Origin of the sequence: Xanthomonas sp. NCPPB 3569 (assembly GCF_041475645.2) — a bacterium.
Classification (GTDB): Bacteria; Pseudomonadota; Gammaproteobacteria; order Xanthomonadales; family Xanthomonadaceae; genus Xanthomonas; species Xanthomonas phaseoli.
Genome location: NZ_CM192969.1, coordinates 4,578,154 through 4,604,131 on the forward strand (window position 1 = coordinate 4,578,154; position 25,978 = coordinate 4,604,131).

The 25,978-nt window shown below is 65.8% G+C and carries 26 protein-coding genes and 2 pseudogenes; 14 read left to right on the forward strand and 14 right to left on the reverse strand.

The genetic code is table 11. The features are described from left to right. Window positions 1-79 precede the first annotated feature (79 nt). Entirely contained in the window at window positions 80-817 is a 738-nt protein-coding gene (locus ACCQ03_RS19755) for an HAD family hydrolase (protein ID WP_209226111.1), read from the forward strand. Window positions 818-858: 41 nt separating this feature from the next. Continuing rightward, a complete protein-coding gene (locus ACCQ03_RS19760; protein WP_057679060.1) occupies window positions 859-2,229 on the forward strand; it encodes a leucyl aminopeptidase family protein in 1,371 nt (456 codons plus the stop codon). Window positions 2,230-2,284: 55 nt separating this feature from the next. Here ACCQ03_RS19760 and ACCQ03_RS19765 read toward each other — a convergent pair whose 3' ends face one another. Together ACCQ03_RS19765 and ACCQ03_RS19770 are read right to left on the reverse strand one after the other, a co-directional pair. Continuing rightward, a complete protein-coding gene (locus ACCQ03_RS19765) occupies window positions 2,285-3,037 on the reverse strand; it encodes an anti-sigma factor family protein (RefSeq protein WP_150147150.1) in 753 nt (250 codons plus the stop codon). Continuing rightward, a pseudogene (locus ACCQ03_RS19770) lies at window positions 3,034-3,547 on the reverse strand (RNA polymerase sigma factor). Before ACCQ03_RS19770 ends, ACCQ03_RS19765 begins: the two are co-directional and overlap by 4 nt. Window positions 3,548-3,706: 159 nt before the next feature. On the opposite strand from ACCQ03_RS19770, the gene ACCQ03_RS19775 reads away from it, so the two are divergent. Together ACCQ03_RS19775 and ACCQ03_RS19780 are read left to right on the forward strand one after the other, a co-directional pair. Continuing rightward, window positions 3,707-4,798, forward strand: a complete 1,092-nt coding sequence (locus ACCQ03_RS19775; protein ID WP_209226107.1) for a catalase family peroxidase — start codon at window positions 3,707-3,709, stop codon at window positions 4,796-4,798. Next, on the forward strand, window positions 4,795-5,334 hold the full coding sequence (locus ACCQ03_RS19780; RefSeq protein ID WP_057679061.1) for a cytochrome b: 540 nt from the start codon (window positions 4,795-4,797) through the stop codon (window positions 5,332-5,334). The genes ACCQ03_RS19775 and ACCQ03_RS19780 overlap by 4 nt, the downstream gene beginning before the upstream one ends. 457 nt (window positions 5,335-5,791) lie before the next feature. Here the strand turns inward: ACCQ03_RS19780 and ACCQ03_RS19785 are convergent, their stop codons facing one another. The 3 genes from ACCQ03_RS19785 to ACCQ03_RS19795 all read right to left on the reverse strand — a co-directional run bounded on the left by ACCQ03_RS19785 (window position 5,792) and on the right by ACCQ03_RS19795 (window position 8,801). Continuing rightward, window positions 5,792-6,580, reverse strand: coding sequence for a ThuA domain-containing protein (locus ACCQ03_RS19785; protein WP_150147155.1), 789 nt, complete (start codon window positions 6,578-6,580; stop codon window positions 5,792-5,794). Window positions 6,581-6,934: 354 nt separating this feature from the next. After that, window positions 6,935-7,537, reverse strand: a complete 603-nt coding sequence (locus tag ACCQ03_RS19790; RefSeq protein ID WP_209226162.1) for a response regulator transcription factor — start codon at window positions 7,535-7,537, stop codon at window positions 6,935-6,937. Window positions 7,538-7,622: 85 nt separating this feature from the next. After that, window positions 7,623-8,801: a sensor histidine kinase gene (locus ACCQ03_RS19795; protein WP_150147157.1), complete on the reverse strand. Its 1,179-nt coding sequence runs from the start codon at window positions 8,799-8,801 to the stop codon at window positions 7,623-7,625. A gap of 448 nt (window positions 8,802-9,249) precedes the next feature. Between ACCQ03_RS19795 and ACCQ03_RS19800 the strand changes: the two genes are divergently transcribed. From ACCQ03_RS19800 to ACCQ03_RS19820, 5 genes are all read left to right on the forward strand, one after another. After that, window positions 9,250-10,494 carry an efflux RND transporter periplasmic adaptor subunit gene (locus ACCQ03_RS19800; RefSeq protein WP_057679677.1) on the forward strand — a complete coding sequence of 415 codons (1,245 nt, stop codon included), beginning with the start codon at window positions 9,250-9,252 and terminating at the stop codon, window positions 10,492-10,494. A 369-nt stretch (window positions 10,495-10,863) separates the two neighbouring features. Further along, entirely contained in the window at window positions 10,864-11,553 is a 690-nt protein-coding gene (locus ACCQ03_RS19805) for an ABC transporter ATP-binding protein (protein ID WP_005914341.1), read from the forward strand. 12 nt (window positions 11,554-11,565) lie between these two features. Then, window positions 11,566-12,726, forward strand: coding sequence for an ABC transporter permease (locus ACCQ03_RS19810; protein ID WP_057679678.1), 1,161 nt, complete (start codon window positions 11,566-11,568; stop codon window positions 12,724-12,726). Between the two features lie 13 nt (window positions 12,727-12,739). Continuing rightward, complete coding sequence (locus ACCQ03_RS19815; RefSeq protein ID WP_057679679.1) at window positions 12,740-14,059, forward strand: ABC transporter permease; 1,320 nt, start codon at window positions 12,740-12,742, stop codon at window positions 14,057-14,059. Window positions 14,060-14,233: 174 nt separating this feature from the next. After that, on the forward strand, window positions 14,234-15,349 hold the full coding sequence (locus ACCQ03_RS19820; protein WP_057679680.1) for an alpha/beta hydrolase family protein: 1,116 nt from the start codon (window positions 14,234-14,236) through the stop codon (window positions 15,347-15,349). Window positions 15,350-15,427: 78 nt separating this feature from the next. Here the strand turns inward: ACCQ03_RS19820 and rarD are convergent, their stop codons facing one another. Beyond that, a complete protein-coding gene (gene rarD, locus ACCQ03_RS19825) occupies window positions 15,428-16,336 on the reverse strand; it encodes an EamA family transporter RarD (RefSeq protein WP_209226104.1) in 909 nt (302 codons plus the stop codon). Further along, the gene (yedA, locus tag ACCQ03_RS19830; RefSeq protein ID WP_170922324.1) at window positions 16,333-17,277 is read right to left on the reverse strand and encodes a drug/metabolite exporter YedA; all 945 of its coding nucleotides are present in this window, start codon (window positions 17,275-17,277) and stop codon (window positions 16,333-16,335) included. Before yedA ends, rarD begins: the two co-directional genes overlap by 4 nt. A 31-nt stretch (window positions 17,278-17,308) precedes the next feature. Here yedA and ACCQ03_RS19835 point away from each other — a divergent pair, with 31 nt between their 5' ends. Beyond that, window positions 17,309-17,782, forward strand: coding sequence for a Rap1a/Tai family immunity protein (locus tag ACCQ03_RS19835; protein ID WP_057679690.1), 474 nt, complete (start codon window positions 17,309-17,311; stop codon window positions 17,780-17,782). 337 nt (window positions 17,783-18,119) lie between these two features. On the opposite strand, the gene ACCQ03_RS19840 is transcribed toward ACCQ03_RS19835, so the two are convergent. Continuing rightward, window positions 18,120-19,772 carry a M28 family metallopeptidase gene (locus ACCQ03_RS19840; RefSeq protein ID WP_412566724.1) on the reverse strand — a complete coding sequence of 551 codons (1,653 nt, stop codon included), beginning with the start codon at window positions 19,770-19,772 and terminating at the stop codon, window positions 18,120-18,122. A 50-nt stretch (window positions 19,773-19,822) separates the two neighbouring features. Between ACCQ03_RS19840 and ACCQ03_RS19845 the strand changes: the two genes are divergently transcribed. Together ACCQ03_RS19845 and ACCQ03_RS19850 are read left to right on the forward strand one after the other, a co-directional pair. Further along, a complete protein-coding gene (locus ACCQ03_RS19845) occupies window positions 19,823-20,026 on the forward strand; it encodes a hypothetical protein (RefSeq protein ID WP_057687008.1) in 204 nt (67 codons plus the stop codon). A 20-nt stretch (window positions 20,027-20,046) separates the two neighbouring features. Then, window positions 20,047-20,337: a hypothetical protein gene (locus ACCQ03_RS19850; RefSeq protein WP_209226158.1), complete on the forward strand. Its 291-nt coding sequence runs from the start codon at window positions 20,047-20,049 to the stop codon at window positions 20,335-20,337. A 67-nt stretch (window positions 20,338-20,404) separates the two neighbouring features. On the opposite strand, the gene ACCQ03_RS19855 is transcribed toward ACCQ03_RS19850, so the two are convergent. From ACCQ03_RS19855 to rocF, 6 genes and pseudogenes are all read right to left on the reverse strand, one after another. Continuing rightward, entirely contained in the window at window positions 20,405-21,349 is a 945-nt protein-coding gene (locus tag ACCQ03_RS19855) for an MBL fold metallo-hydrolase (protein WP_081022854.1), read from the reverse strand. A 128-nt stretch (window positions 21,350-21,477) separates the two neighbouring features. Then, window positions 21,478-22,767 carry a tryptophan--tRNA ligase gene (locus ACCQ03_RS19860; protein ID WP_057679685.1) on the reverse strand — a complete coding sequence of 430 codons (1,290 nt, stop codon included), beginning with the start codon at window positions 22,765-22,767 and terminating at the stop codon, window positions 21,478-21,480. 169 nt (window positions 22,768-22,936) lie between these two features. Beyond that, window positions 22,937-23,146 (reverse strand): annotated as a pseudogene (locus tag ACCQ03_RS19865) (CsbD family protein). 228 nt (window positions 23,147-23,374) lie between these two features. Further along, window positions 23,375-23,509, reverse strand: coding sequence for an entericidin A/B family lipoprotein (locus tag ACCQ03_RS19870; RefSeq protein ID WP_005914328.1), 135 nt, complete (start codon window positions 23,507-23,509; stop codon window positions 23,375-23,377). A gap of 74 nt (window positions 23,510-23,583) precedes the next feature. Continuing rightward, entirely contained in the window at window positions 23,584-23,736 is a 153-nt protein-coding gene (locus ACCQ03_RS19875) for an entericidin A/B family lipoprotein (RefSeq protein ID WP_003486606.1), read from the reverse strand. A 106-nt stretch (window positions 23,737-23,842) separates the two neighbouring features. Continuing rightward, on the reverse strand, window positions 23,843-24,766 hold the full coding sequence (rocF, locus tag ACCQ03_RS19880; protein WP_057679686.1) for an arginase: 924 nt from the start codon (window positions 24,764-24,766) through the stop codon (window positions 23,843-23,845). 320 nt (window positions 24,767-25,086) lie between these two features. Between rocF and ACCQ03_RS19885 the strand changes: the two genes are divergently transcribed. After that, the gene (locus ACCQ03_RS19885) at window positions 25,087-25,539 is read left to right on the forward strand and encodes a roadblock/LC7 domain-containing protein (RefSeq protein WP_057679687.1); all 453 of its coding nucleotides are present in this window, start codon (window positions 25,087-25,089) and stop codon (window positions 25,537-25,539) included. 63 nt (window positions 25,540-25,602) lie between these two features. Further along, window positions 25,603-25,962 carry a roadblock/LC7 domain-containing protein gene (locus ACCQ03_RS19890; RefSeq protein WP_003486613.1) on the forward strand — a complete coding sequence of 120 codons (360 nt, stop codon included), beginning with the start codon at window positions 25,603-25,605 and terminating at the stop codon, window positions 25,960-25,962. Window positions 25,963-25,978 lie beyond the last annotated feature (16 nt).

A 25,978-nucleotide genomic window follows, 5' to 3' on the forward strand; every position in this document is an offset into this window, starting at 1 on the left:
TTGGGAATCGCAAGAGCAGAGGCGCCGCTCTCCCCATTCTCGATTCCCGACTCTCCATTCCCGGCATTACAATCAGGCAATGAGCTTCCACATCAGCGCCATCACCCTCGACCTCGACGATACGTTGTGGCCCTTTGCGCCGATCGGGGCGCGCATCGACCAGGTGCTGTACGACTGGATGCGCAAGCACAGCCCGGTGACAGCCGAGCGCTTTCCGGTGGAGGCGATGCGCGAGCTGCGGGAGCGCAGCTTTGCCGACAACCCGCACCTGCATCACGACCTCAGCGCGCTGCGCCGGTTGACGCTGGAAATGGCCTTGCGCGAGAGCGGCGGCGACTTGGCGTTGCTGGAGCCGGCCTACGAAGTGTTCTATGCGGCGCGCAACCAGGTGGAATGCTATCCGGATGCGCTCGACGCGCTGGCGCGCATTGCCGCCCATGTGCCGGTGGCCGCGCTCAGCAACGGCAATGCCGATCTGCAGCGCATCGGGCTGATGCACCACTTCGCGTTTCAGTTGGGCTCGCGCGAACACGGCAGCGCAAAGCCCGACCCGAGCATCTTCCTGGCTGCCTGCGCGCGGCTCGAGGTGCCTCCCGCACAGGTGCTGCATGTGGGCGACCATGTGCGCATGGATGTGCTGGGTGCGCTGGATGCCGGCCTGCGTGCCTGCTGGATCAATCGCGAGGGCGCGGTGTGGTCGCACCCCACCCAGCAGCCGGATCTTGAATTCGACAGCATGACCGGGCTGGCCGATTGGCTGGACGCGCAGCAACCGCATCCGGGCCCCGCGCGCGCCGGCATCACCCTTCCCGCCTGAGCCACTCTGCACGGCGCACGGCGCTGCACTCGAGGATTCCCATGTCGCACCTGACCGGTTTCACCGATCCCACTGCCGCAGCCTTGCCGCTGTATGTGCTCGACCGCGAGAGCTTTACGCGCTGGTGCGCGGAGCAGCCCACCCGTGTGCTGTCATGGGCGCAGGCGCAGCGTTTCGATGCCGCGCCGGGCAGCATGCTGTTGTTGCCGGGCGACAACGGGCTGGCCGGAGCAGTCCTGGGGATCGGCGACCGCGCCGATGCCTACGCCTACGCGCATGCGCCAATGGCCTTGCCGCCGGCCAGCCGCTGGACGCTGGCCAACCCGTTGAGCGATGCCGAGCAGGCGTTGCTGCATCTGGGCTGGGGATTGGGCGCCTATCGCTTTTCGCGGTATCGCAAGGTGCCGCGCGCGCCGGCCGAACTGGCGGCAACGCCGTCGGCACACACCCATGCACTGATCCAGGCGTGCCTGCGCGTGCGCGATTGGGTCAACACGCCCACCGAAGACATGGGTCCGCAGCATCTGGAAGAAGCCACACGCACGCTGGGACAGGCGCATGGCGCACAGGTCGATGCAGTCGTCGGCGACGCGTTGCTGGCGCAGAACTTCCCCACCATCCATGCCGTGGGGCGCGCCTCGCATCGCGCGCCGCGACTGATCCAGTTGCAGTGGGGTGACACCGCGCATCCGCATCTGGTGCTGGTCGGCAAGGGTGTGTGCTTCGACACCGGCGGGCTGGATCTGAAGCCGGCCGATGGCATGCGCAACATGAAAAAGGACATGGGCGGTGCGGCGCATGCGTTGGCGCTGGCCGGGCTGGTGATGGCGCAGCAGTTGCCGGTACGGCTGACGCTGCTGATTGCGGCAGTGGAGAACGCGGTGGGCCCGGAGGCATTCCGCCCTGGCGAAGTGATCACCACCCGCGCCGGCGTGACGGTGGAAGTGGACAACACCGATGCCGAAGGCCGCCTGGTGCTGTGCGATGCGCTGAGCTATGCCACCGAGCAGCATCCGGATCTGATCCTGGATTTCGCCACGCTCACCGGCGCGGCACGCATCGCGCTGGGCCCGGACCTGCCGGCGCTCTTTGCCAACGACGATGCGCTGGCGCAGGCCTGGATCAGTGCCGGCGAACAGACCCGCGACCCGGTGTGGCGCATGCCGCTATGGCGCCCGTACCTGCGCTATCTCAACAGCCATGTCGCCGACATGGCCAACGCCGGCTCGCGCATGGCTGGCGCCGTCACCGCCGCGCTGTATCTGGAACGCTTCGTGGCACCCGGCCAGCCGTGGGCGCATCTGGACGTCTACGCCTGGAACGACAGCGACCGCCCCGGCCGGCCCGCCGGCGGCGAAGCGCTGGCACTGCGCTCGGCGTTCGCGATGCTGCAGCAACGCTACGGCGGCTGAGCGCGGGCAGCGCTGCAATCAGGCCGAGGCGAACACAACCTTTGCGCTGCGCTGGTCAGCCCTGGCGACGCAACAACGGCGCGATCGTGCGCATGCGTGTCTGCGTCGCCGGGCCAACCAGCGCGAACGCGGTATCGCCTTCGGCCCAGTACTGCGCCAACAGCCGGCCATCGCGGCGCTCGCCGGTCGGCATCGGTCCGCTGCGTGGACGCAGATACAGGCCAATGCGTGCGCCGTCGGCATCGCCATACACCAGCATCGCGGCCGCGCCTTCCGGTGTGGAAAGCAGTTGCCCACCGCGCAGCGTATAACCCTGCGCACGCAGATCCGGCACGACGCCTGCGTTGCCGAAATGCGTTCGCAACCACGGTTCCAATTCGGCGCGGCGTTGCACGTCCAACGCAACGCCCTGATGCGCGCCGGCATCGGCGAACAGGCGGTAGGCGGCTACTGCATCGGCCATCGGTACGCGTTGGCTGGCGATCCGGCTCGCATGCAGCTGCCAGCCCAGCCCGGTACCCAAGCCAAGTGCCAGCACGCAACTGGCGGCCACGGCAAACATGGCACGGCGGCGCTGTTGCAGCCCGCGGCGAATCGCCGCGGGCGTGAATGCTAAGGCGCTCATTTCCGGCGCCAGACCAGCGTGTGCGGCACGCAGCGCTTCGGCATCGCGCTTCCAGCCCGCCACGCGTGCGGCCTGGGCGGGGTGCGCGTGTAGCCAGGCGGCCACTGCTGCATGTTGCTCCGGCGCCAGGCGGCCATCGACGTAGGCGTGCAGCGCGTGTTCGTCCGGCGGTGTGGCGGTCATTTCAGGATCCTCAATGCAGGTGCGTGGCTCACATGCCCCTCGTTCAATGCGCGCAGGCGTTCGCGCGCGCGACAGGCGCGACATCACCGTGCCGATCGGGATGCCGAGGGTGTCGGCTACCTCGCGATAACTGAAGCCTTCCACGCTCACCAAGAGCAATAACGCACGTTGTTCGGCCGGCAACGATGCAAGGCTGGCCAGCATGGCGCGCCCGTCGTGCACCTGCTCAGGGGATGCGGATTGGCTGGGCTGCTGCGGCGCGAACAGGCCCACGACCCGCTGCCAGCGTGCGGCACGCCGCTGCCCATCCAGAAACTGCCGGTACAGGATGGCGAACAGCCAGGGCTGCAGGGCGTCGGCGGTATGCCGGGTGCGCCACCGCCGCAGCGCGCGCTCCAGCGTGGCTTGCACCAGATCGTCGGCGCTGGCGGGCTCGCCGCTCAGCGAGCGCGCAAAGCGGCGCAGTGCCGGCAGCACGGCGCGCAGTTGGTCATCGTCCAAAGCATCCATTGGCGGGCTTGGTGGTGGCATCACACGGTAGACGCACTGGAGCGTGGATTATTCCCGCGATCGGTGCGTGCCACCGTCGTCGGGGGGAAGGGAATAACGCGGCCCGCACGTCGTCTCACCCGTATCAACCACACACAGTATCGACCACCGGAGCCAGCCATGACGTTGCCACCTCCCTCGCCCCCGCGCGCGCGCAGCCCCGTGCTGCCGTTGTTGGGAATTGCCGCCATTGCCGGCGGCGTTGCGCTTGCGTTCGCCTGGACGGCCGGTTGGATCGGTGGCGACCGGCTCACTGCCGCGCGCATGACCGATACCATCGAATCCAGCGGGCCGCCGCATCCGGGCTTTCGCCGCGCGCATACCAAGGGTGTGTGCGTGAGCGGGCAGTTCCAGTCCAGCGGCAAGGCCACCTGGCTGTCGTCGGCACGCATCTTCAGCCAGCCCAGCACGCCGGTACTGGGGCGCATGTCGATCGGCGGCGGCGACCCCCACGGACCCGACGGGCAGGCGCGCGTACGCAGCATGGCGCTGCTGTTGCGCAGCGACGATGGGCAGGAATGGCGCACGGCGATGAACAGCTTCCCGTTCTTCGTGGTCGCCACCCCGGCCGGTTTCCAGGCCTTGAATGTGGCCTCCAAGCCCGACCCGGCAACCGGCAAGCCGGATCCGGAAAAACTGGCGGCGTTCGGCAAGCAGTACCCGGAAGCGGCCAAGTTCCAGCAGTGGGCCAAGACCGCGCCGTGGTCGGACAGCTGGGCCAACACGCAGTACAACGGCGTCAATGCGTTCCGCGCGATTGCCGCCGACGGACGCGAACGCTACATCCGCTGGTCGATGCGCCCGCATACGCCATTCAAGGAATTGAGCGCCGAGCAACGCAAGCAGGCAGATGGCGATTTTCTCGCCACCGACCTGGACGCGCGGCTGGCGCACGGGCCGTTGCGTTGGGACATGGTGCTGACCATCGCCGAGCCCGACGATGCGGTGGACGACCCGTCGCAGCCATGGCCGGAACGCCGCAAGCAGATCGTGGCCGGCACGCTTTCGATCGAGCATGCGCAGCCGCAGGCCACCGGCCCCTGTCGCGATCTCAATTACGACCCGCTGATCTTGCCCAAGGGCCTTGCTGCATCGAATGACCCGATTCTGGCAGCGCGCTCGTCGGTGTATTCGCAATCGTTCAATCGCCGCGAGCGCGAGATCGCCAATGGCCAGGGCAGCGCCGCCACCGGCCAGGGAGCACGCCAATGAGCCCTACCCACTTCAATCTGCCAGCGCGCGTACTGCATTGGCTGATGGCCGCGATGATCCTGACCATGCTGTTCGTCGGTGTCGGCATGGTGGCCTCGGTGACGCAGCGGCCATGGTTGATCGATCTGCATCGCCCGCTGGGCATCGCGATTCTGATCCTGGCCGTGCTGCGCCTGATCAACCGCCTGCGCCATCGGCCGCCGGCATTGCCTGCGGATTTGCCTGCGTGGCAGAAGGCTGCGGCGATTGCCTCGCATTGGCTGCTGTATGCATTGATGCTGGGCATGCCACTGATCGGCTGGGCGATGTTGTCGGCCGGCGGCTACCCGATCGTGCTGTGGCCAGGCGCGAACCTGCCGGCGATCGCACCACACGACCCTGCGCTGTATGCCTGGCTGCGCAGCGCGCATGGCTGGCTGGCGTATCTGTTGTTCGCCACCGTGTTGGGGCATCTAAGCGCGGCGTTGTATCACGCCTGGGTGCGCCGCGATGGGGTGTTTTCCAGCATGGCGCGTGGCGAGCGCTCTGCGCGGTGATGGATGGGTGTTGGCTCCCTTCTCCCGCCGGGAGAGAGGCTTTGATTTGCCTTCTCCCCTCGGGAGAATGTGCCCCGCAGGGGCGGATGAGGGTGCGGGCAAAGCAGCGGGTTAACTGCCGTCTGGAGTGGCGTTGCCCGTACCCTCACCCCAACCCCGCTCCCGCCGGATGCGGGGCTTTGATTTGCCTTCTCCCCTCGGGGAGAAGGTGCCCCGCAGGGGCGGATGAGGGTGCAGGCAAAGCAGCGGGTTAACTGCCGTCTGGAGTGGCGTTGCCTCATAACCTCACCCCAACCACTCGCCCGACGGGAGCGGGGCTGTGACTTGCCTTCTCCCCCCGGGAGAAGGTGCCCCGCAGGGGCGGATGAGGGTGCGGGCAAAGCAGCGGGTTAACTGCCGTCTGGAGTGGCGTTGCCGCATACCCTCACCCGAACCCCTCTCACGCGGGGAGAGGGGGCTAGTGCCGGCGTTGTGTTTTGGCCGCTGGCGCAGATGATTCGATGCCCTTGCCGGTAGCCGCCCAATAGATCCCACCGTACAAATGCTCCAGATAGCGTGGGTCGTTATAGGCTTCGGCCTGGTGGCCCAGCGCAGTGGCGAACACGCGGCCACCTTCGAAGTGGTGATACCACGCCACCGGGTGCTGTTGGCCCATGCCCTTGGCGACCTGTCCTGGCCAGATCAGCGTGGGGTCGTAACTGCGTTCGTCGACGGTGAGCAGCGTGACCAGATCGTCGCTGTAGGGCGGATCGTATTCGTACCATTCGTCGCTCCACACCCAACGCTTGGGCAGGCCGGCCGTGGCCGGGAAATTGGCCTCGGCCACATCCACCATCGCCGTTTGCAGGTACGGATGGGTGCGGAACGAGCGGCCGATCATGTGGTCGTACCACTCCCACTCACCGCGCTTGATCGCAAAGGCCTTGTGCACGGCGACCACGCCGCCGCCGTTGCGCACATATTTTTGGAAGTTGGCCCGCTGGGCGGGATCCAGATCGGTGGCTGGCGTATTGAGCAACACAATGGCCGCGTAGTGCGACAGATCGCCATCGAAGGCTTTGGCATTCCACGCCCACACCAGCTCGACATCATGCTTGCGCGCCATCGCTTCGAATTGCGGTTTGGCCACGGGGATATAGTCGTGGTGATACTGGTTGGGAATGGCAGCCACCAAGATCTTGAATTGCTCGGCCGACGCATTGAATGCGCAGATCAGCAGCAAGCCCAACAGCCATATCGATTTCATGCAGTTACTCGTGGTGGTGACGATCATCCGGAAGTGTACCTGTGCGATGAAGGCATGCCTTCGCATGCATTTGGAATAGCTGTTGATCGCCCTACAACCGATGGCCCAGGCAAGCAGACGCGTATCGAAACGATCGCAAAGCAAGCACGCATGCGTGCAACGTCGCAGCACGCTTGCTTACACGATGCCGCACACGTGTGCACGCGATGCATGGCTGCAGTGCGGCGACCAACCGCTCGCATGAGCTCTGCCGATTCAACGCTCTGGCAACGCCCGCTTTGCGATCAGCAGCACTGTGCCGATGGCGCACGCTAAACACGCCTGGCGATCACGCACCGCGGCGTCCGCCAGCAGTTACAACCAGCCTTTCTGCCGCGCCAACCGATACGCTTCGATCCGATTGGCCACACCCAACTTGCCGATGCATTCGGACAGGTAATTGCGCACCGTGCCGTGCGAGAGCTGCAACTGCTGCGCGATCTCGCTGGCGGAGCGGCCTTCGCCGGCCAGTCGCAGCACCGTCCGTTCGCGTTCGCTCAAAGGGTCTGCTTCCACCCACGCATCGATGGCCAGCTGCGGGTCGATCACCCGCCCGCCGCGGTGCACCTGGCGCAACGCATCGACCAGTTGTTCGGCGGGCGCATCCTTGAACAGATACCCGGCCACGCCGGCATCCAGGGCACGGCGCAAAAATCCCGGTCGCGCGAACGTGGTGACGATCATGACGCGTACCGGCAACGCCTGGCGCTGGATCCGCTGCGCCAGTTCCAGCCCGGTCAGGCCAGGCATTTCGATATCGGTGACCAGCACGTCCGGCTGCAGGCGCTGCAGTTCGCGCCACGCGCTTTCGCCATCGCCGGCGCTGCCGACCACCGCAATATCGTCCTCCAGCCCGAGCAAGGCCACCAGCGCGCCACGCAGCAAGGCTTGGTCTTCCGCCAACAACACCCGGATCATCGGTCGCGCTCGCATGCATGCAACGGTTGCGCACGATAGCAGCGCTGCCACATGCCGTGCACTTGGCAGCGCAACCAAAGGCGCGTCAAAGCGGCTGCGGCATCACCGGCGGCGACGTTGCGGGGACAACTGCAGGTCGCGGCAGCGGCAGACTGGCGCGCAATCGCATGCCGCGCGGCATGGCCTGCACATCCAGCGCGCCACCCAGGGCGTGCAGGCGTGCGCGCATGCCGTCCAGGCCGTTGCCAGGCACGATCACGCCGCCGCGGCCGTCGTCGGTGATTTCCAGCATCGCCTGCTCGCCGTGCGTGCGCAGCTGCACATGCACACGTTTTGCCTGGGCGTGGCGCTGCACATTGGTGGCCGCCTCGCGCACGACCAGGGCCAGCGCGGTTTCATGCTCGGGCGGCAAGGCCAGCGGCTCCAGGTGTTGCTCCAGCGCAATGCCGTCCAGGTCCAGCAGCACGCGCGCAGATGCCAGTTCGGCCACCAGGCCGGCAGCACGGATACCGGTGACCGCACGTCGTACCTGCGCCAATGCCTCGCGCGAGACCTGCGCCACCGCGTCGATCTCGTTGCGTGCGGCCTGCGGGTCGCGCTCGATCAGGCGCGCAGCCAGATCGGATTTGAGCGCCACCAACGACAGGGTGTGGCCAAGCAGATCGTGCAGGTCGCGGCCGATGCGCTCGCGTTCGGCAGTGGCTGCCAAACGGCGAACTTCGTCCTGCGACAAGCGCAGCAACGCGTCCTTGCGTTCGTTGATGCTGTACACCGCGCCCACGGCGGCCATGCCGAGCACCGTCACCGGCATCCACACCAGCGCCTGCAGGCTCAAGCCAAGCCAGTGCGCCCAGCTCAGGTACAGCGCATTCATCAGCAGCAACATCGCAAAGTGCCGCCACAACGCGTGCCGCGTGGAGGGGCGCAAGGTCAGGCAGGCGAACACGAAATAGCTGAGCCCTGCCGCGTACACCGGCAGCAAGGCGGCGCTCAGCGCCGCCATCGCCCAGGCATAGCGGTACAAGGTGCCGCGCGGCGCCAGCAACATGCGTGCGTACAGCAGCACAAACACCGGATACGACGCCAGCGTGCACAACAGCCAGGTCCTGTCGTAGCCACGCGCAGAAAACGCCGGCACCACGAACACCCAGGCCGACCAGAACAGGTGCACGCTATCCATCCATGGCGATTGGCCCTGCGCCAGACGCGCGGCCACCTGCGAACTGGCGGCGGGACGAAGCCATGCGGGTAACCGGAGGCGCATCAGACAAGGTCCGTGTGGGTGAGCGGATTCTGCCACTGCCGGGCCCGCCTGCGTGCGGCTGCGTGCAGGACGAGATGGGTGAGCGGCCTCATGCATGTTCCTGGTGATGGCTGCGCTGCGATCGCCTACCGAGGTTGCGATTGGCCTGCGCAGACGTAAGCCAGAGACGTGCAGTGTGCAAATGCAGGGAAAGCATGCCGGTCGCGGATTGCCGAGGAGCTTCCAGTATTGCCGCCCGCAGCGCTGGCGCACGAGTTGCCGGTGTCATGGTGTGCGGATGACAGCTGTCACTGGTGAGCGCGCCGCGCTGACTGCATGCTGCGCACCATCTGGCGGTGGCATCGGCGCATCGACCGTTCGTCGCCGCACCGCAGTTGGTGACTTCCGGCAGCTTGCGGCATCGCCTGCAGACCGTCACATTTCGCGCAGCCTTCCGTCCTGGTCATCGATGAACACTTCCGCCGATCTGCTCAAGCAACTCCGCATCGACCGCCAGCGCCCTGCCACGCCGCCGCCCGCCCGCCGTACCGGCTGGATCCTCGCTGCAGTGATCGTCGTCATCGTGCTGGCCGCCGCCGCGTGGTGGTTCACGCGCCGGCCGGTGGTGAAGGTGCAGACCGCGCCGGTGGTGGCGATCAGCGCCGGTAGCAGCAGCGCATCGGTGCTGGACGCCTCCGGCTATGTGGTGGCACGACGCATGGCCACGGTGTCGGCGCAAGTTACCGGCAAGGTGCGCGAGGTGATGATCGAAGAAGGCATGCGCGTCGAACAAGGCCAGGTGATGGCCGCCCTCGACCCGCTCGATGCCGATGCGCAGCGCGCCCTGTCGGCCTCGCAGTTGTCGGCCGCACGCAGCCAGGTCGACAACATGCAGGCGCAACTGGCGGTGGCCAACGCCGATGCCACGCGCCTGCAATCGTTGGTGGGTGCGCAGCTGGTGTCGCGCTCGCAATACGACCAGGCCGTTGCGCAGCGCGATGCCTTACGTGCGCAGTTGCAGAACGCCCAGCGCAACGTGCAGGTCGCCTCCGACCAACTGGCCATCGCCGGCATCCGCTCGGACTTCAACGTGGTGCGCGCGCCGTTTGCCGGCGTGGTGACGGCCAAGGCCGCGCAGCCGGGCGAAATCGTCTCCCCGTTGTCGGCCGGCGGCGGGTTCACCCGCACCGGCATCGGCACCATCGTGGACATGGAATCGCTGGAAATCGAGGTGGAAGTGGGCGAGTCCTACATCGGCCGCGTGCAACCCAAGATGCCGGTGGAAGCGGTGCTCAATGCCTATCCGGAATGGAAGATTCCAGGCGAGGTCATCGCCATCATCCCCACCGCCGACCGCGGCAAGGCCACGGTGAAAGTGCGCGTGGCGCTCAAGGTCAAGGACCCGCGCATCGTACCGGAAATGGGTGTCCGGGTCAGCTTTCTGGAGCAGGCCAAACCGCAACAGGCAACCCAGCCGCAGGGCGTGCGCGTCCCGGCCGCCGCACTGGTGGAGCGCGATACGCGCACGGTTGCGTTCGTGGTCGGCGAACAGAACATCGTCAGCGCGCGTGCCGTCACGACCGGGATGGTGATGGGCGAGGACAGGCAGGTGCTCTCCGGCCTGGCCGCAGGCGACAGCGTGGTACTGAATCCGCCGCAAGCCTTGAAGGATGGCGACAAGGTGACCGACGCAGAACCGGACGCTGCCGAGTAACGCACTACGACAAACCGCGCAGGCAGCAACCACTCAGAAGCACGCAAAGCGCGTTGATGGAAACGGCAGCGGTGCAGGCGCCTGCGCCGCGCAGCGACAACGCTGCTGAATCCAGTAATGCGGTATCGGCCGCGTGCCCGCGCATCTGCGCTGGCGCAGGTCTTCACCATTTTCAGCCAGCGTTGTCGCACGCACGTTTCAGACACCGCAACGTGCGTGGCACATGTGTCGCAACAGCACTCGGTGCCTTGCCTGCACTTGCCGCATCGCTTCATCGCATTTCAGCTCACCGTGTTACTGCAGCCGCCTCACATTCGCCATCGCTCTGCGCAGCGCTTCCTTTCTTCCATCGCACCGCCAGGAGTTGCCATGTCCGCTCTCGTCAGTTTGCGCAACATCACCAAGACCTACCAACGCGGCCCCGAGCAGGTGCAGGTGCTGCACGGCATCGATCTGGAGATCGCCAGCGGCGATTTCGTTGCACTGATGGGGCCGTCTGGCTCCGGCAAGACCACCTTGCTCAACCTGATCGGCGGGCTGGACAACCCCAGCGGTGGCGAGATCGAAATTGAAGGCGAACGTATCGACCGCATGAGCGGTGGGCAGCTGGCGACCTGGCGCAGTCACCACGTCGGTTTCGTGTTCCAGTTCTACAACCTGATGCCGATGCTCACCGCGCAGAAGAACGTGGAGCTCCCGTTGCTGCTCACCTCGCTCAATGCCGCCCAACGCAAGCGCAATGCCGAGATCGCATTGACCCTGGTCGGCCTGCAGGAGCGCCGCAACCACAAGCCCAGCGAACTGTCCGGTGGCCAGCAGCAACGCGTGGCGATTGCGCGCGCAATCGTGTCTGATCCCACCTTCCTGATCTGCGACGAGCCGACCGGCGACCTGGACCGCCACAACGCCGAAGAAATCCTGCGCCTGCTGCAGGAGCTCAATCGCGAACACGGCAAGACCATCGTGATGGTTACCCACGACCCCAAGGCCGCCGAATACGCCACCCACACCATCCATCTGGACAAGGGCGAGCTGGCCGACGCGCCGCTTGCACTGTAAGGGAGCGCTGCCATGAAGTATCTCTCGCTGGTTTGGGCGCAGTTGTTCCGCAGCAAGACCCGCACCTTGCTGACCCTGCTCTCGGTGGTCGCGGCGTTTTTATTGTTCGGCATGCTCGATTCGGTGCGCGTGGCCTTCACCTCCGGCGGTAGCGTCAGCGGCGTGGACCGGCTGGTGGTGGCATCGCGCTTGTCGATCACCCAGTCGTTGCCGATCACTCTGGAAAACCAGATCCGCAGCGTGCCGGGCGTACGCGATGTGACTTCGGCAATGTGGTTCGGCGGCATCTACCGCGACCCGAAGAATTTCTTCCCGAATTTTTCGGTGGCGCCCAATTTCTTCGATGTGTACAGCGAATATCAATTGCCCAAGGATCAGCTCAAGGCGTTCCAGACCACGCGCACCGGCGCGATCGTTGGCGAAAGCCTGGCCAAGGAAAACGGCTGGAAGATCGGCGACACCATTCCGCTGCAGGCCACCATCTTTCCGCGCGGCGGCAGCAATGACTGGCCGCTGCAACTGGTCGGCATCTTCCGCATGAAAGACCGCACCGTGGCGGCCAACCAGGAACGCCAGTTGATGATGAACTGGAAGTACTTCGACGAGTCCAACGACTACATCAAAAGCAGGGTGAGTTGGTACACGGTGACGCTGCGCAATGCCGACCAGGCATCGCGCGTGGCACAGGCCATCGATGCGTTGTCGGCCAACTCCGACCATGAAACCAAGTCGCAGACCGAATCGGCATTTCAGCAGGCCTTCGTCAAACAGTTCGCCGATATCGGCCTGATCGTCACCTCGATCATGGCCGCGGTGTTTTTCACCTTGCTGCTGCTGACCGGCAACACCATGGCCCAGGCCGTGCGCGAGCGGATTCCGGAGCTGGCCACGCTCAAGACGCTGGGCTTTCAGGACCGCACCGTGCTGAGCCTGGTGATGGTGGAGTCGATGTTGCTGATCGGCCTGGGCGGTTTGATCGGCATGGGATTGGCCGCGCTGGTGATCCCGGCCGTTGCAGCACGCAGCGGTGGGCTGATGCCGACCCAGAGCGTGCCGCTGCAGACCTGGCTGGTCGCCTTCGGGCTGATGGCCGGCATCGGCATCGTGGTGGGTGTGCTGCCGGCGTTACGCGCGCAGCGCTTGAAGATCGTCGATGCACTCGCCGGCCGCTGACAGGAGCACGCACATGCAACGCAAATGGAAAGATCGTGGGGTCAACGCGCTGTCGGTCGTGCTGCTGGCGATCGGGCTGGCTGCCTGGATCGCACTGCCGTGGATGGTGCTGCTGCCGATCGGTGGATTGCTGGCGGTGTGGCTGGTGGCCACACGCAGCGGCAGGCTCTCGCTGGCTGCCGCACGCATCGGTATCGCCACGCTGCCGCAGCGCTGGGGGTCCAGCTCGGTGATCGTGGTCGGCATTGCCGGCGTGGTCGGCGTGCTGGTGGCGATGCTGGCAATGGGCCAGGGCTTCCAGGCCACGCTCAACAGCACCGGCGACGACACCACCGCCATTGTCCTGCGCGGCGGTTCGCAGGCCGAAACCAACTCGGTGATCACCCGCGACCTGGTGCCGCTGATCGGCAGCCTGCCCGGCATCGCCGCCGATGCCAATGGCCGCCCGATGCTGTCGCCGGAATTATCGCAGGTAGTGAACATCGCCTCCCGCTCCGACGGCACCGACGTCAACGCACAACTGCGCGGCGTTGGCGAACAGGCCTGGGCCGTGCATGACAAGGTCAAGATCGTGCAGGGCCGCCGCTTCAACACCGGCCTGCGCGAAATGGTGGTGGGCAAGGGCGCGTTGAACCAGTTCCGCGGACTGGAGCTGGGCAAGACCCTCACGCTTGGCAGCCAGCAGTGGACGGTGGTGGGCGTGTTCGCCTCCGGCGATGCGCACGATTCGGAGCTCTGGACCGATGCGCAGACCCTGGCCACCACCTACAACCGCAGCGCCTATCAATCGATCAGCGTGCGCACCAACGGCAAGGCAGGCTTCAGCGCGTTCAAGACCGCCATGGCCGCCGATCCGCGGCTCAAGCTGGATGTGGAAACCACCCGCGCCTATTACGGCAAGCAGGGCGGCGGGCTGAACAAGCTGATCAGCATCCTGGGCACGGTGATCGGGGCGATCATGGCAGTGGGCGCGGTATTCGGCGCGCTCAACACCATGTACGCAGCGGTGGCCACGCGCGCGCGCGAGATCGCCACCATGCGTGCGATCGGCTTCCGCGGCACGCCGGTGATCATGGCGCTGATGCTGGAAACCATGCTCCTGGCATTGCTGGGCGGGCTGCTGGGCGGAGTGATCGCCTGGGCGGTGTTCAACGGTTACACCGTCTCCACGCTGGGCAGCAACTTCAGCCAGGTGGTGTTCCAGTTCAAGGTCTCGCCGCAGCTGCTCTGGAGCGGGCTGAAATGGGCGCTGGGCATCGGCCTGGTGGGCGGGCTGTTTCCGGCGCTGCGTGCGGCGCGCCTGCCGATTACCACGGCGTTGCGTGAGGTGTAGGCTGTTCGCCCGCAGGGAGTCGGGAGTGGGGATTGGTGACAGCCGGAGCACAGCGCGTGGCGGCTGCGGCTGAACACATTGCAGGCTGTCATGGTTTTGTCACTGCAGTGCGGTAGATGCGCGGGTCGGGCAGGCCGTAGCCTGCTCGGCCGTTTGCTGCATCGATCGATCGCCATGACGCGCCTGCTTGTGCTGGTCTGTGCCTGCCTGTGGCTGGCCGGCTGCTCCTCTTCTTCGACCTCGCTCAGCGAGCGCCTGGTTGCGCCCGGTGGCACCTCGCCGCTACTGGACGAAGAACGCATTGCCGCCACCATCGCCACGGTGCCCAACCGCAGCGGGCATGTGGTGACGCGGGATGGCGTGCCGATCTTCTGGCGCGCGATCGACCCCGGCCAGTACGCCATGCACTATCGCTACCTGGGGCAGCGCACCGACCCGGCGCATGCGCTGGATGTGGATTTCAGTTTCAAGCTACCGACTGCCAAACCGCCAGCGCCGCGCGGCACCGTAGTGCTGCTGCACGGCTGGATGATGGATGGCGACTCGCTGCTGCCCTGGTCGCTGCAGCTTGCGCAAGCCGGCTACCGCGTGGTCACCATCGACCTTCGCAATCATGGTCATTCCGGCGGCGGCCTCTCCGGCTACGGCACACGCGAGTCCGACGACGTCATCGATGTGCTCGACTCACTGCAACCACGCGGCGAAATCCGCGGGCCGCTGTATCTGTTCGGTATTTCCTACGGTGCGGCCACCGCGCTGTTTACTGCCGACAAACTCGGCTCGCGCGTAACCGGCGTGGTGGCAATGGAATCCTTCGCCAATGCCGGGCGCGGCATTCGCGACATGGTGCCGCACCTGCTCGCCAGCCAACCGCACGGCTGGCGTGGGCGGGCAGTGGCGGCGTATGCGCGCTGGCGCTATGCCGACCAGAATATCGACGCGGTGATTGCGGCGGCCGACACCCAGCTCAAGCTGGACCTGGACCGTGTCGATGTCGCGCACGCCCTGGCCGACACGCGCAGCTGCGTGCTGCTGTTGCATGGCGATGCCGATCAGCACATTCCGGTGGCGCATGGCCGCGCACTGGCCCTGGCCAGCGCGCGTGCGCATTACCTCGAACTGCCTGGCGAAAACCATTTGAGCCTGCCACTGCGGCTGGACGTGCTCGGCGGACCGATCGACCAATGGCTGGCACAGGTGCAACAAGACCCCAGCCATTGCCCTGCACCGCAGGCGCTGCCCGCGTCCACGCTGGCAGTGGCCAGCCCGTTCGCGCCGCCGCGCAGTTGAGCGCGACCATCGCGCACGCTGACGCGACGCAATCGCACTGATGAAGGCCACACGCACGACGTGCGGTGACGTGCTGACTCAGCGCGTCACCACCGGCTGCCGCGAACGCACCACGCTGTCGCCGACAAACAGCAGCAAACCCACCCAGATCGCCGCAAAACCAATCGCGCGCCCCTGGTCGAATGGCTCGTGGAAAAACCACACACCCAGCAGCAGCTGCAGGCTCGGCGCGATGTATTGCAGGATGCCCACCAGCGACAACGGAATGCGCCGCACCCCGTAGGCGAAACCGATCAACGGCAGCGCCGTCACCACGCCGCCGAAGATCAGCATCGCATCGGTGCGCAGGCTCCAGCCGCTCAGGAAGGCGCCACCATGGCCCTGCTCGCCCCACGCCGCCAGCAGCAGCGCCGGCACGAACAGGTACACGCTTTCCACGCCCAGCCCGGCCACCGGATCCACCGCCACCAATTTGCGCAGCAACCCGTAAATACCGAAGGACACCGCCAGCCCCAACGCAATCCACGGCGGCGCGCCGGCATCGATGGTCAGCCACAGCACGCCCGCTGCCGCGCAGGTCACCGCCACCCACTGGAAGCGGCGCAGGCGCTCTTTCAACACCAGCACGCCCAGCAAGACGCTCAGCAGCGGGTTGATGAAGTACCCAAGGCTGGCCTCGATCACATGCCCGGCGTTGATCGCCCAGATGTACAGGCCCCAGTTGAACGCGATCGCCACGCTGCTGCCGGCCAGCATGCGCAGCGCGCCGGGCTGCGCGGCAATTCCGCGCCACCAGCGCAGGTCCGAGCTCGCCAGCAGCCACGCCACCACCAGCACCGTGCTCCACACGATGCGGTGGGCGATGATCTGCAGCGACGGCACCGCCTTGAGCAGATGCCAGTACACCGGCACCAGCCCCCACAGCACGAAGGTGGAAGCGGTGATCAACAACCCGCGGCGCGCTTCCTGCGGCGACACCGCGCTCATCGCCGCGCCTTGGCGAAGGTGACCACCAGCACGCCGGCCAGGATCACCGCCATCGCACCGATGTCGTGCGCGCTGAAGCGCTCGTGGCCGAGCCAGGCGCCCAGGCTGACCGCAATCACCGGGTTGACGTAGGCGTAGCTGCCGGCGAGCGCAGGGCGCACGTGATGCAGCAACCACACGTAGGCGGTGAACGCCACGATCGAGCCGAACACGCACAGGTAGGCCACCGCCAGCAGCCCTTGCGGACTCGGCCACACCTGCGGGCGCTCGCCGATCAGCAGGCCGGTACTGACCAGCAGCACGCCGCCGCACAGCATCTGCCCGGCGGCGGTCATGAACGGCGAAGGCAGATCGCGGCCACGCGACCACACCGACCCGAATGCCCAGCCGATCGGTGCGATCAGCAGCAACACCAGGCCGCCCGGCGTCGCGGTCAGGCTGCTGCCGGCGTTGAGCCACACCACGCCCAGAAAGCCGATCACGATGCCCAGCCATTCGCCGCCGCTGGCATGCTGGCCGCGCAACGCGCCAAACAAGGCCATCCACAACGGCACCGAGGCCACTGCAGTGGCGGCCAGCCCGGACGACACGCTGCGCTCGGCCAGCACCACCATGCCGTTGCCCAGCAGCAGCAACGCCGCCCCCATCAGCGCCACGTTCTTCCACTGTGCACGCGTTGGCGCCGCCACACCGCGCCAGCGCAGCACGCTGTAGAGCACGCTACCGGCGATGATGAAACGTGCGCCGGACACCATCGTCAGCGGCTGCGCGCCACCTTCCAGCGCAAATCGGATCGCCAGATAGGTCGAGCCCCACACCACGTAGACCAGCAACAAGGCGAGAACGACTAACCCGCTGCGCGCAGGCGCGGCAGCATCGTGAGAGGAAGACATCGGAACAGTGCCAGGCAGTGCAGCGGAAGCTTCAATTCTAGAGCACATGGCAAAGCACACGCCGCACCCCGGCCGCGCTATGGTGCACGTCGCACCGCATCCGAGCGTGCATATGCATCGCCTTCTTCGCTGGCTGGCCCTGGTCACCCTATGCGCAACGTCCGCCACGGCATCGGCACGCGCTCCCGAGCCGTGGGAACTCAGCGGCCGCAAGCTGATCGACGCCGGACTGGACGGATCGCTTGCGCCAGAAATCACCGCGCCGGAGCAACGCGAGTTCAAGGTGCTTGTCTCGGCCAGCCGCGCCGGCGCGTATCTGCTCGGCGTCGCCAGCGCCAGCTATCGCACCGGCTGGTGCATGCCGGCGGGCAGCACCGGCACGCCCGATCTGCAGGCGGTCATCGCCGATATCGGCGCGCTGCCCGATACACGCCAGGACCAAGCCGCACCCGACTTGATCGTCCAGGCGCTGGCAAAGCGCTATCCATGCAGCGGCAGCGACAAGAGCACGCGTACCGGCAGCGGCAACTCACCCAATACCGCCAAGCCGTAGGGCACGCCTATACGCAGTCGTTCAATGCGCTGGCGTTGATCACAACGCCAGCATGTGCACTGCGCGAGGACCAACGTCCCGAGCAGCCGTCTGGCAAGCGTGGACGGCGCGCGGGATGCGCACACGCACGAGCAAGGGCATGCCACCGAGCATTGGTTGCGTTCGCTTGGCGTAGCGCTCAGTCATCCGATGCGCATGGGCAGCGTGCAGCATCCCAAGTGTACGAGCGCACATGCCGCATCGAATCCGGCTGCGCCCGTCTGGCGATCAGCGCAGGCGTCCTGATCGCTGCTCTTGGCCTCGATCGAGGGCACGGCACCCTCTCGCTCCTGCGCGCTTACTTGCGCGCCGCATCGCTCTTGGCACGGATCGCCTTGAATTCCGAGCCATCCTGCCAGCTCGGCCACTGCCGGCCATTGGCCAGCGCCACGCCCACGTCGTAGACCAGCGTGGTATCGGCGGCATGGCCGCTGGCATCCCATTGCGGGGTCCAGCGATCGCACGGCTGGTGGTAGCACTCGGCGAAATACTTATCGCGCAGTGCCTTGCCTGCTTTGACGCCGCCGTCGAGCATGTCCAGGCCGGGGCCGGCGGTGATCGCCGGCACACCCATGCGCGCGAACGCAAAATGATCGGCGCGGTAGAAGAAGCCTGCTTCCAGATTCGGGTCCGGCGAGTAGCTGCGACCGCGCGCCTTGGCGGCGGTTTCCAGGTCGCCTTCCAGCGACACCCGCCCACGTCCCCACGAGGCGATGTCGCGGGTCGGGCCATCGGGGCTGAACATTTCCATGTTGAGCACGGCCACGGTCTTGTCCAACGGCGCCAGCGGATGCGCGGCGTAGTAGTTGGCGCCGAGCAGGCCCTTTTCCTCGGCAGTCAACGCGATGAAATACAACGTGCGCTGCGGCTTGGGGCCGGCTGCGAATACGCGCGCCAACTCCAGTACGCTGGCCACGCCGGTGGCGTTGTCCACCGCGCCACGCCGAACCGTATCGCCACCGGCATCGGCCTTGCCGATCCCGAACGCATCCCAGTGCGCGGAAAAGATCACCGTCTCGTCCGGATGCGCACTGCCGGTAAGTTTGGCCACCACGTTATGCGTCACCACGCGCTCGCGCTTGAGCTTGAAATCCACCGACAACGCCGCATCGCCCAGCGCCACAGGCGCGAAGTCGCGCTGCTGCGCACGCAGCTTGGCCTGTTCGAAATCCAGGCCGGCCTGCTTGAACAACGACACCGCCAGTGCACGCTGCATCCAGCCACGCACCGGCACATGCTGCGCGCGGGCGTCGGCATCGCTGCGCTCGATGTCGAACAACGGCGACATGCCCGAGCTCTGCACGGTGGCCCAGCCATACGCCGCCGGTGCCGTCTCGTGCACGATCAACACACCGGCCGCGCCGCGCCGTGCGGCCTCTTCGTACTTGTAGGTCCATCGGCCGTAATACGTCACGGCCTTGCCGTCGAACGCGCCCGGCTGCGGCGATTCGAAATCGGCATCGTTGATCAGCACCACCGCGATCTTTCCGCGCAGGTCCACGCCCTTGTAATCGTCCCACTGGCGCTCTGGCGCACTGATGCCGTAACCGACGAACACCAGTGGCGCGTTCTTCAACGCGACCGCCTGCTGCGGGCGCAGGCTTTGCAGGGTCACATCGTTGCCATTGACCAACGCCTGGGTCTTGCCGCCGACACGTAGACTCGCGCGCACCGAGCCATCCACCTGCGCGCGCACCAGCGGCACGGCCTGGGTCCAGCTGCCCTGCTCGCCGCCTGGCTCCAGGCCGGCCGCCTTGAACTGCTCGACCAGGTAATCGACCGTGCGCTGCTCGCCGGCGCTGGCCGGCGCGCGCCCCTCGAAATCGTCCGACACCAGCAAGCGCACGTGACGCGACAATGCCTCGGCATCGATGCCGCCACCCGGCAGATCATTGGCGGCCTGCGCCACACCTCCCACAAACAGGCAGGCAGACAACAGCAGGATGCGCATCGGATTCACGGAGAGGCCTTGCAACGGTAGATGACACATAGTTTACAAGCGTGCAGCCAATCCAGGAGCGCTCTGACGGGAGAATGCAGTCGATCGCAGGGATTGCGTGCGTGGCGAAGAAGGGCCAACAACAACACTGCGCAGCCGCCAGGCAGGTGCGGACGCCGGTCGGAATCGGCATGCGCAACGCGTACGCCGCGGCTCTGAGCGCGTTGTCCACATCCACCCGCCGCCTGCTCGCTACCCGTAGTTAGCCAACTCAAGAGCAAATCACCTGTGGCTTGGCTGCAGAACCCTTGCCCGTCCACCATGCAAACACGCCGCAAGTACTTACTTGGACGTGCTCCTGCACGAACGCTGCGCAGAAGGTCCCACGACGGTGAGCGGACAGGGACACGTTGAGATGGTCGCTGCGCACAATGTTCACTTAGACAAGCAGCAAATTGTCTGGTGCGGTGTCCTCGCCGCTTGCGGGACCGTTGGCGGCATGGATGCCGCCATCGAGCCTACAAGGATGTACTGCGGCGTGTCCCGCAAGCGGCGAGGGCACCGCGCACTCGACTGATCGGCTTTTAAACAACGTGACAATTCGCCACAGCGTTCGAGCGGCGGCATCAGTCGCTCCAGGAGCGCTAACCCGTACGCGCCGCACGATCCAGCCAACAGCCCAGCCCTTGCGCGTTGAGCTCGATATCTGTTGCCAGCAGCCGCTCCACGGCGGCATCGTCCAACCGACACTCATGTTGGCGCGCGCGTTCCAAATACAATTGGGTCAACGCCGCCACCATGCAGCGATGCCGGTCCGGACGCTGCGTGCAACCCAGCGCAATGTCGGTCATCGCATGAATCTGCTCGCCCAGCGCCCGCGCCAACGGTCCTGGCGAGGTGACACGGCCGTAATGGGTCAGATACATCGCCTCTGGTGCGGCCTCCATCAGGCGCGCGATCGACTGCAGCATGGCCTCGGGTTCGAACTGCACCGGTGAAGACGTCGGCAGGATGAAGGCGCCACGCGCACTGTCCAACTGGCGATACGACAGGCCGAAGGTGTCGCCGGTGAACCAGCTGCGGCTGCGCGCATCCCACACACACAGATGATGGCGCGCATGCCCCGGCGTCTCGAGGGTGCGCAGCGCGCGCTCACCCAGCATCACGGTATGACCCTCGCCCGCCGCCACCACGCGCTCGGCCGGCACCGGCTCGATAACGCCGTAATTGCGCGCCATCTCCGCCTCGCCATACACCGCGGTGGCGCCGGCAATCAGCCGCGCAGGGTCGATCAGGTGCGGCGCACCGCGCGGATGCACCAGCACCTGCGCATTGGGCAAATGCCGCAACAAGGCCCCTGCACCGCCAGCATGATCCAGATGCACATGGGTCAGGATCAACCACTCCACCTGCGCTGGCGACAACCCGGCCGCCTGCACCGCGGCCAGCACCTGCGGTACCGATAGCGAGGTACCGCAATCGATCAAGGCAGCGTGCTGCGCTTGGATCACCAGATACGCCGCGTCGAATTGCACGCCACCAAAGCCGGTATCGATGGTGTGGATGTTGAATTCGGCTGTCGCTGTCATTGGCACCCCGCCGCGGCTGTCGAAACTGCAGTGTAGGCCCAAGCCTGGCGTCGCTGTCGTGCATGTTGCCACAGGCACGAGCTTACCCAGCCGCGACGCCCCACTCTCCGCCTGCTGCACCGCGCAGTTCACGCCTCGCGCAAGGCATCCATCGCGGCAAGAATCACGCCCGCATCCACTTGCGCATGCACGCCCGGCAGCTGCAAATCGCTGGCCTGGGTAGCCTGCTTCAGCCGTGCGATCACCTGTCCGGCATCGCGTGGCGAAGCGAAGCCCTCGCTCTGCAGCAGCAATGCACCCGCGCCATCGTTCAACTTGAAATAGAACTGCCCATCGCTTTCGCGATATTGCTTGAACACCGGCAGCGCGATCTTTTCGCTGGCCTGCACCGCCGCGGTGGCGGCCTGGCTGGACAGATCGCGCAAGCCCACCGCATCGCGCAACTCGGCCAGCAGCGGGGTGGCATAGCGCGCGCGCAGACGTGCACCACCGGCGCGCAGAATCGCTTCGATCTTGGCTGGCTCTGCCATCAACGCCTCGTAGCGTGTACGCAGCGGCGCAATCTCTTGATCGATCCGCTCGAACAGCTGCTGCTTGGCATCGCCCCAGCCGATGCCATCGGCAAACGCCTGCGCAAAAGCCGCAGATTCCTGCGGCGTGGCAAATGCCTGGTACAGCTGAAACAACGCCGACCCCTGCGTGTCTTTCGCTTCGCCGGGCGCACGCGAATCGGTAAGGATGGAATACACCAGCTTGCGCAATTCCTCGCGCGGTGCGAACAGTGGAATGGTGTTGCTATAGCTCTTGCTCATCTTGCGGCCGTCCAGGCCCGGCAAGGTGGACACCTGCTCGTCGATCACCACTTCGGGCAAGGTAAAAAAGTCGCGCCCGTAGACATGATTGAACCGCTGCGCGAAATCGCGTGCCATTTCGATGTGCTGGATCTGGTCGCGCCCCACCGGCACCTTGTGCGCATTGAAGATCAGGATATCGGCCGCCATCAGCACCGGATACATGAACAAGCCTGCGGTGACACCGGCATCCTCGTCCTCGCCATCGGCGCGGTTCTTGTCCACTGCCGCCTTGTAGGCATGCGCGCGATTGAGGATGCCCTTGCCGGCCACGCAGGTCAGCAACCACATCAACTCGGTGGTTTCGGGCACATCGGACTGCCGGTAGAACCACACCTTGTCCGGGTCCAGGCCGCAGGCCAGCCAGGTGGCGGCGATTTCCAGCGTCGAACGCTGCGTACGCGCCGGGTCCTGGGCCTTGATCAGGCTATGCAGATCGGCCAGGAAATAAAAGCTCTCCGCATCGGCGCCGGCACTGGCCTGGATGGCCGGGCGGATTGCACCGACGTAATTGCCCAGATGCGGGGTGCCGGAGGTGGTGATGCCGGTAAGGACACGGGTGGTCATCGACGTCATGCCAGGGTGGGGTAGCCCCCAAGTTTAGCGGTTCCGCACTTTTGCCACCGCCGCACCGGCACCGGGGGTTGGCTCGACGCCCGAACGCAGGACGGGCCGCACCGGGCGGCCTGTCGTCTGCACGCTGCTCGCCTCAACCGGCGGCAGGTCGGCGCACCCTTCAGGTGTCGTCGCGCAACGACTTTTCGAATGCGCGCACTTCAGTCTGGGCGCGGTCGCGATCCCAGCCATAGCGCTCCTGGAGCTTGCCCTGCAGATATTCGGCATTGCCTTCGGCAACCTTGAAATCGTCGTCGGTAAGATCGCCCCACTTGGCCTGGGCCTAGCCCTTCAACTGGGTCCACTTGCCGGAAATGATGTCACTGTTCATGCGATGACTCCGCTGATGCGGTCGCGATTGACCGTGGCACCAGCGTGCCCACGCGTGCGTTGGTCCTGGATCAAAAGGTGTCAAACCGCCGATCACCGCACTGAACCGCTGCCCACTGCCATCGCGGGCCTCGCAGCGCGCTGCAGCGCTGGCGGCAGGCGTGCCTTCCACGTAGAGCGCGCACAAAAAACGGGCCTTGCGGCCCGTTTGTCTGCACGCGGCGAAAGATTACTTACGCGCTGCGTCTTCCACCTTCTCGCCAGCGCCCTGCACGTCCTTGCCGGCACCTGCGACGGTGTTGCAACCCGCCAGCATTCCCACCGACAACATCGACAGCACCAGCAGCACAATTGCACGCTTCATAACATACTCCTCATGGGTAAAGCGGCGCGTTGCCGCAGATCGATCAATTCAACAAGACCACGCGATGTGGCGGATCAGCACTTACCGTCGCTGCACTTTTCGGCCGTTTTCTCGACCTTGTTGCCCGCACCCTGCATGTCCTTGCCGGCGCCGGCCACGGTGTTGCAGCCCGTCATCACGCCGGCCGAAAACAGGCCCAGCACCATCAGTGTCAGCAGTCGCTTCATCGCTTGTCCTCGTTCTATCACGGTGCCAGCGCACCTGGCTTGGCGCCAAATCTGACTGCGCGGCCGTGGATTTGATGTGAACGCGGCGCGGTGCGCTCGGTACGGATCAATCGCGCATCAGCGTCGACTTGCCAAACAGGCTTTCGACCAGATCCACCGCCAGTTCGGCGGTCGCATTGCGGTTGTCCAGCACCGGGTTGAGCTCGACGATATCCAGCGACCCCATGCGCCCGGTGTCGGCAATCATTTCCATCACCAATTGCGCCTCGCGGTAGTTGGGGCCACCGGGCACGGTGGTGCCCACGCCCGGCGCGATGCTGGGGTCGAGGAAATCCACATCGAAACTTACGTGCAGGTGCGTATCGGCGCTCATGCCCTGCAATGCCGCTTCCATGGTGCGCTTCATACCGGCTTCGTCGATGTAGCGCATGTCGTACACATCGATGCGGTGCTGCTTGATCAGCCGCTTCTCCTCCGGGTCCACCGAGCGGATGCCGATCTGCCGCACCTGCTCGGGCAACAACGCCGGCGCACTGCCACCCAGGTGCGTCAGCGCCTCGGGGCCCAGCCCGCACAGGCAGGCCACCGGCATGCCGTGCACGTTGCCCGAAGGGGTCACCTCGCTGGTGTTGAAATCCGAATGCGCATCCAGCCACAGCACCCGCAACGGCCTGCCCTGCTCGCGGCAGTACTTGGCCACCGCCGTGATCGAGCCGATGCCCAGGCAATGGTCGCCACCGAGCATGACCGGCATGCGCTCGGCACGCAGTTCGGCATAGCTGGCGTCCATCAGCGCCTGGTTCCACGCCACCACTTCGTCCAGATGCCGGTAGCCGGCCTGCGGCGCCTGCCAGGGATTGCGCGGGCCATCCAGATTGCCCAGATCGCGCACCTCCACGCCGCGGCCGACCAGCGCCTCCTGCAGGCCGGCGATGCGTAGCGCCTCCGGCCCCATGCGCGCACCTCGGTGGCCCGCACCGATGTCGGTGGGGACGCCAATCAAGGAAACCGGCACGTACTGCGTTGCCATACATTGCTCCAGTAGCGATAAAGCCGTGCAGTCTAGTTGCCCGCCCGCACAGTGACGCGCGGCAGCGCAGCACGCATGTCGCCCGTACTGAACATTGCGCGCAAACGCGAGGTTTAGATCTGCCTCGTCGCGCCGCTAACGTGACGTACCAAGGCACGTTGTGGCGCACCGGACTTTGCCGATTCTGCCTGTCTGACCGCCCAGTTAAGCACCACGGGCGAGCGTGGCAGCCTGCTCGGATCCGGGTGGTATGGTGCGCCGCCCGGCGCGCCACACCATGCACGTACGCGCCCGGGCCATCACGCAACAGGGGGATTTTCATGCCGCACAACGCCGTCAACCAGGTCGTCAAGGCTGCCGTAGGCGAAGTCCCGCGGGCGCTGCATTTCTACGATCTGCCGCGCATCGGTCACGAGTTTGCGCAGACCATCGAACGTGAGCCGGGCATCCGTCTGCTGATGCTTTCCACTGCCGACGGGCGTGCCATCACCGAACGTTCCAGCCTGGATGTGGACAGTCGCCGGCTTGCCGCGATGGCCAATTCGTTCCTGACCCTGGGCGAGACCCTGGCGCGCGAATCCAGCCTGAAAGAGGCCGATTACGCCACCATCAGCACGCGCGCCGGGCAGCTGGTGCTGATCCGCATCCGCGCCGACAAGCCACTGACGCTTACCGCGGTGGGCAGTAGCGACATCAATGCCGCTGCGCTGTTGTTCAACGCGCGCGATTGCGCCGGCCGCCTCGCCACCGTGTTGACGCCGCCGCAAGGCTGAACACTTGGCACTGTTCGTGCATGCCGCAAGGCACCCATTCCTCATCGTTCGTAAGGACCACACGTGTCAAAACTCAATCTGGAACACCTGCATTCGCTGGCCGGCTTCGTCGGCGCGGCGCTGGTCGATAGCGACAGCGGCATGGCGCTGGGCATGACCGGCGGTGCCGAGCTCAACCTGGAACTGGCGGCGGCCGGCAACACCGAAGTGGTGCGCGCCAAGCGCCGTATCGCCGAACAGCTCGGCCTGAACGACACCATCGAAGACATCCTGATCACGCTTGCACGCCAGTACCACCTGCTGCGCCCGCTGGAAAGCAACAGCACGCTGTTCCTGTATGTCGTGCTGGACCGTGCCAAGGCCAACCTGGCCATGGCCCGTCACGAGCTCAAGGCGTTCGAGAAAACCCTCGATTTCGGTTGATGCCCACGGCGCATTG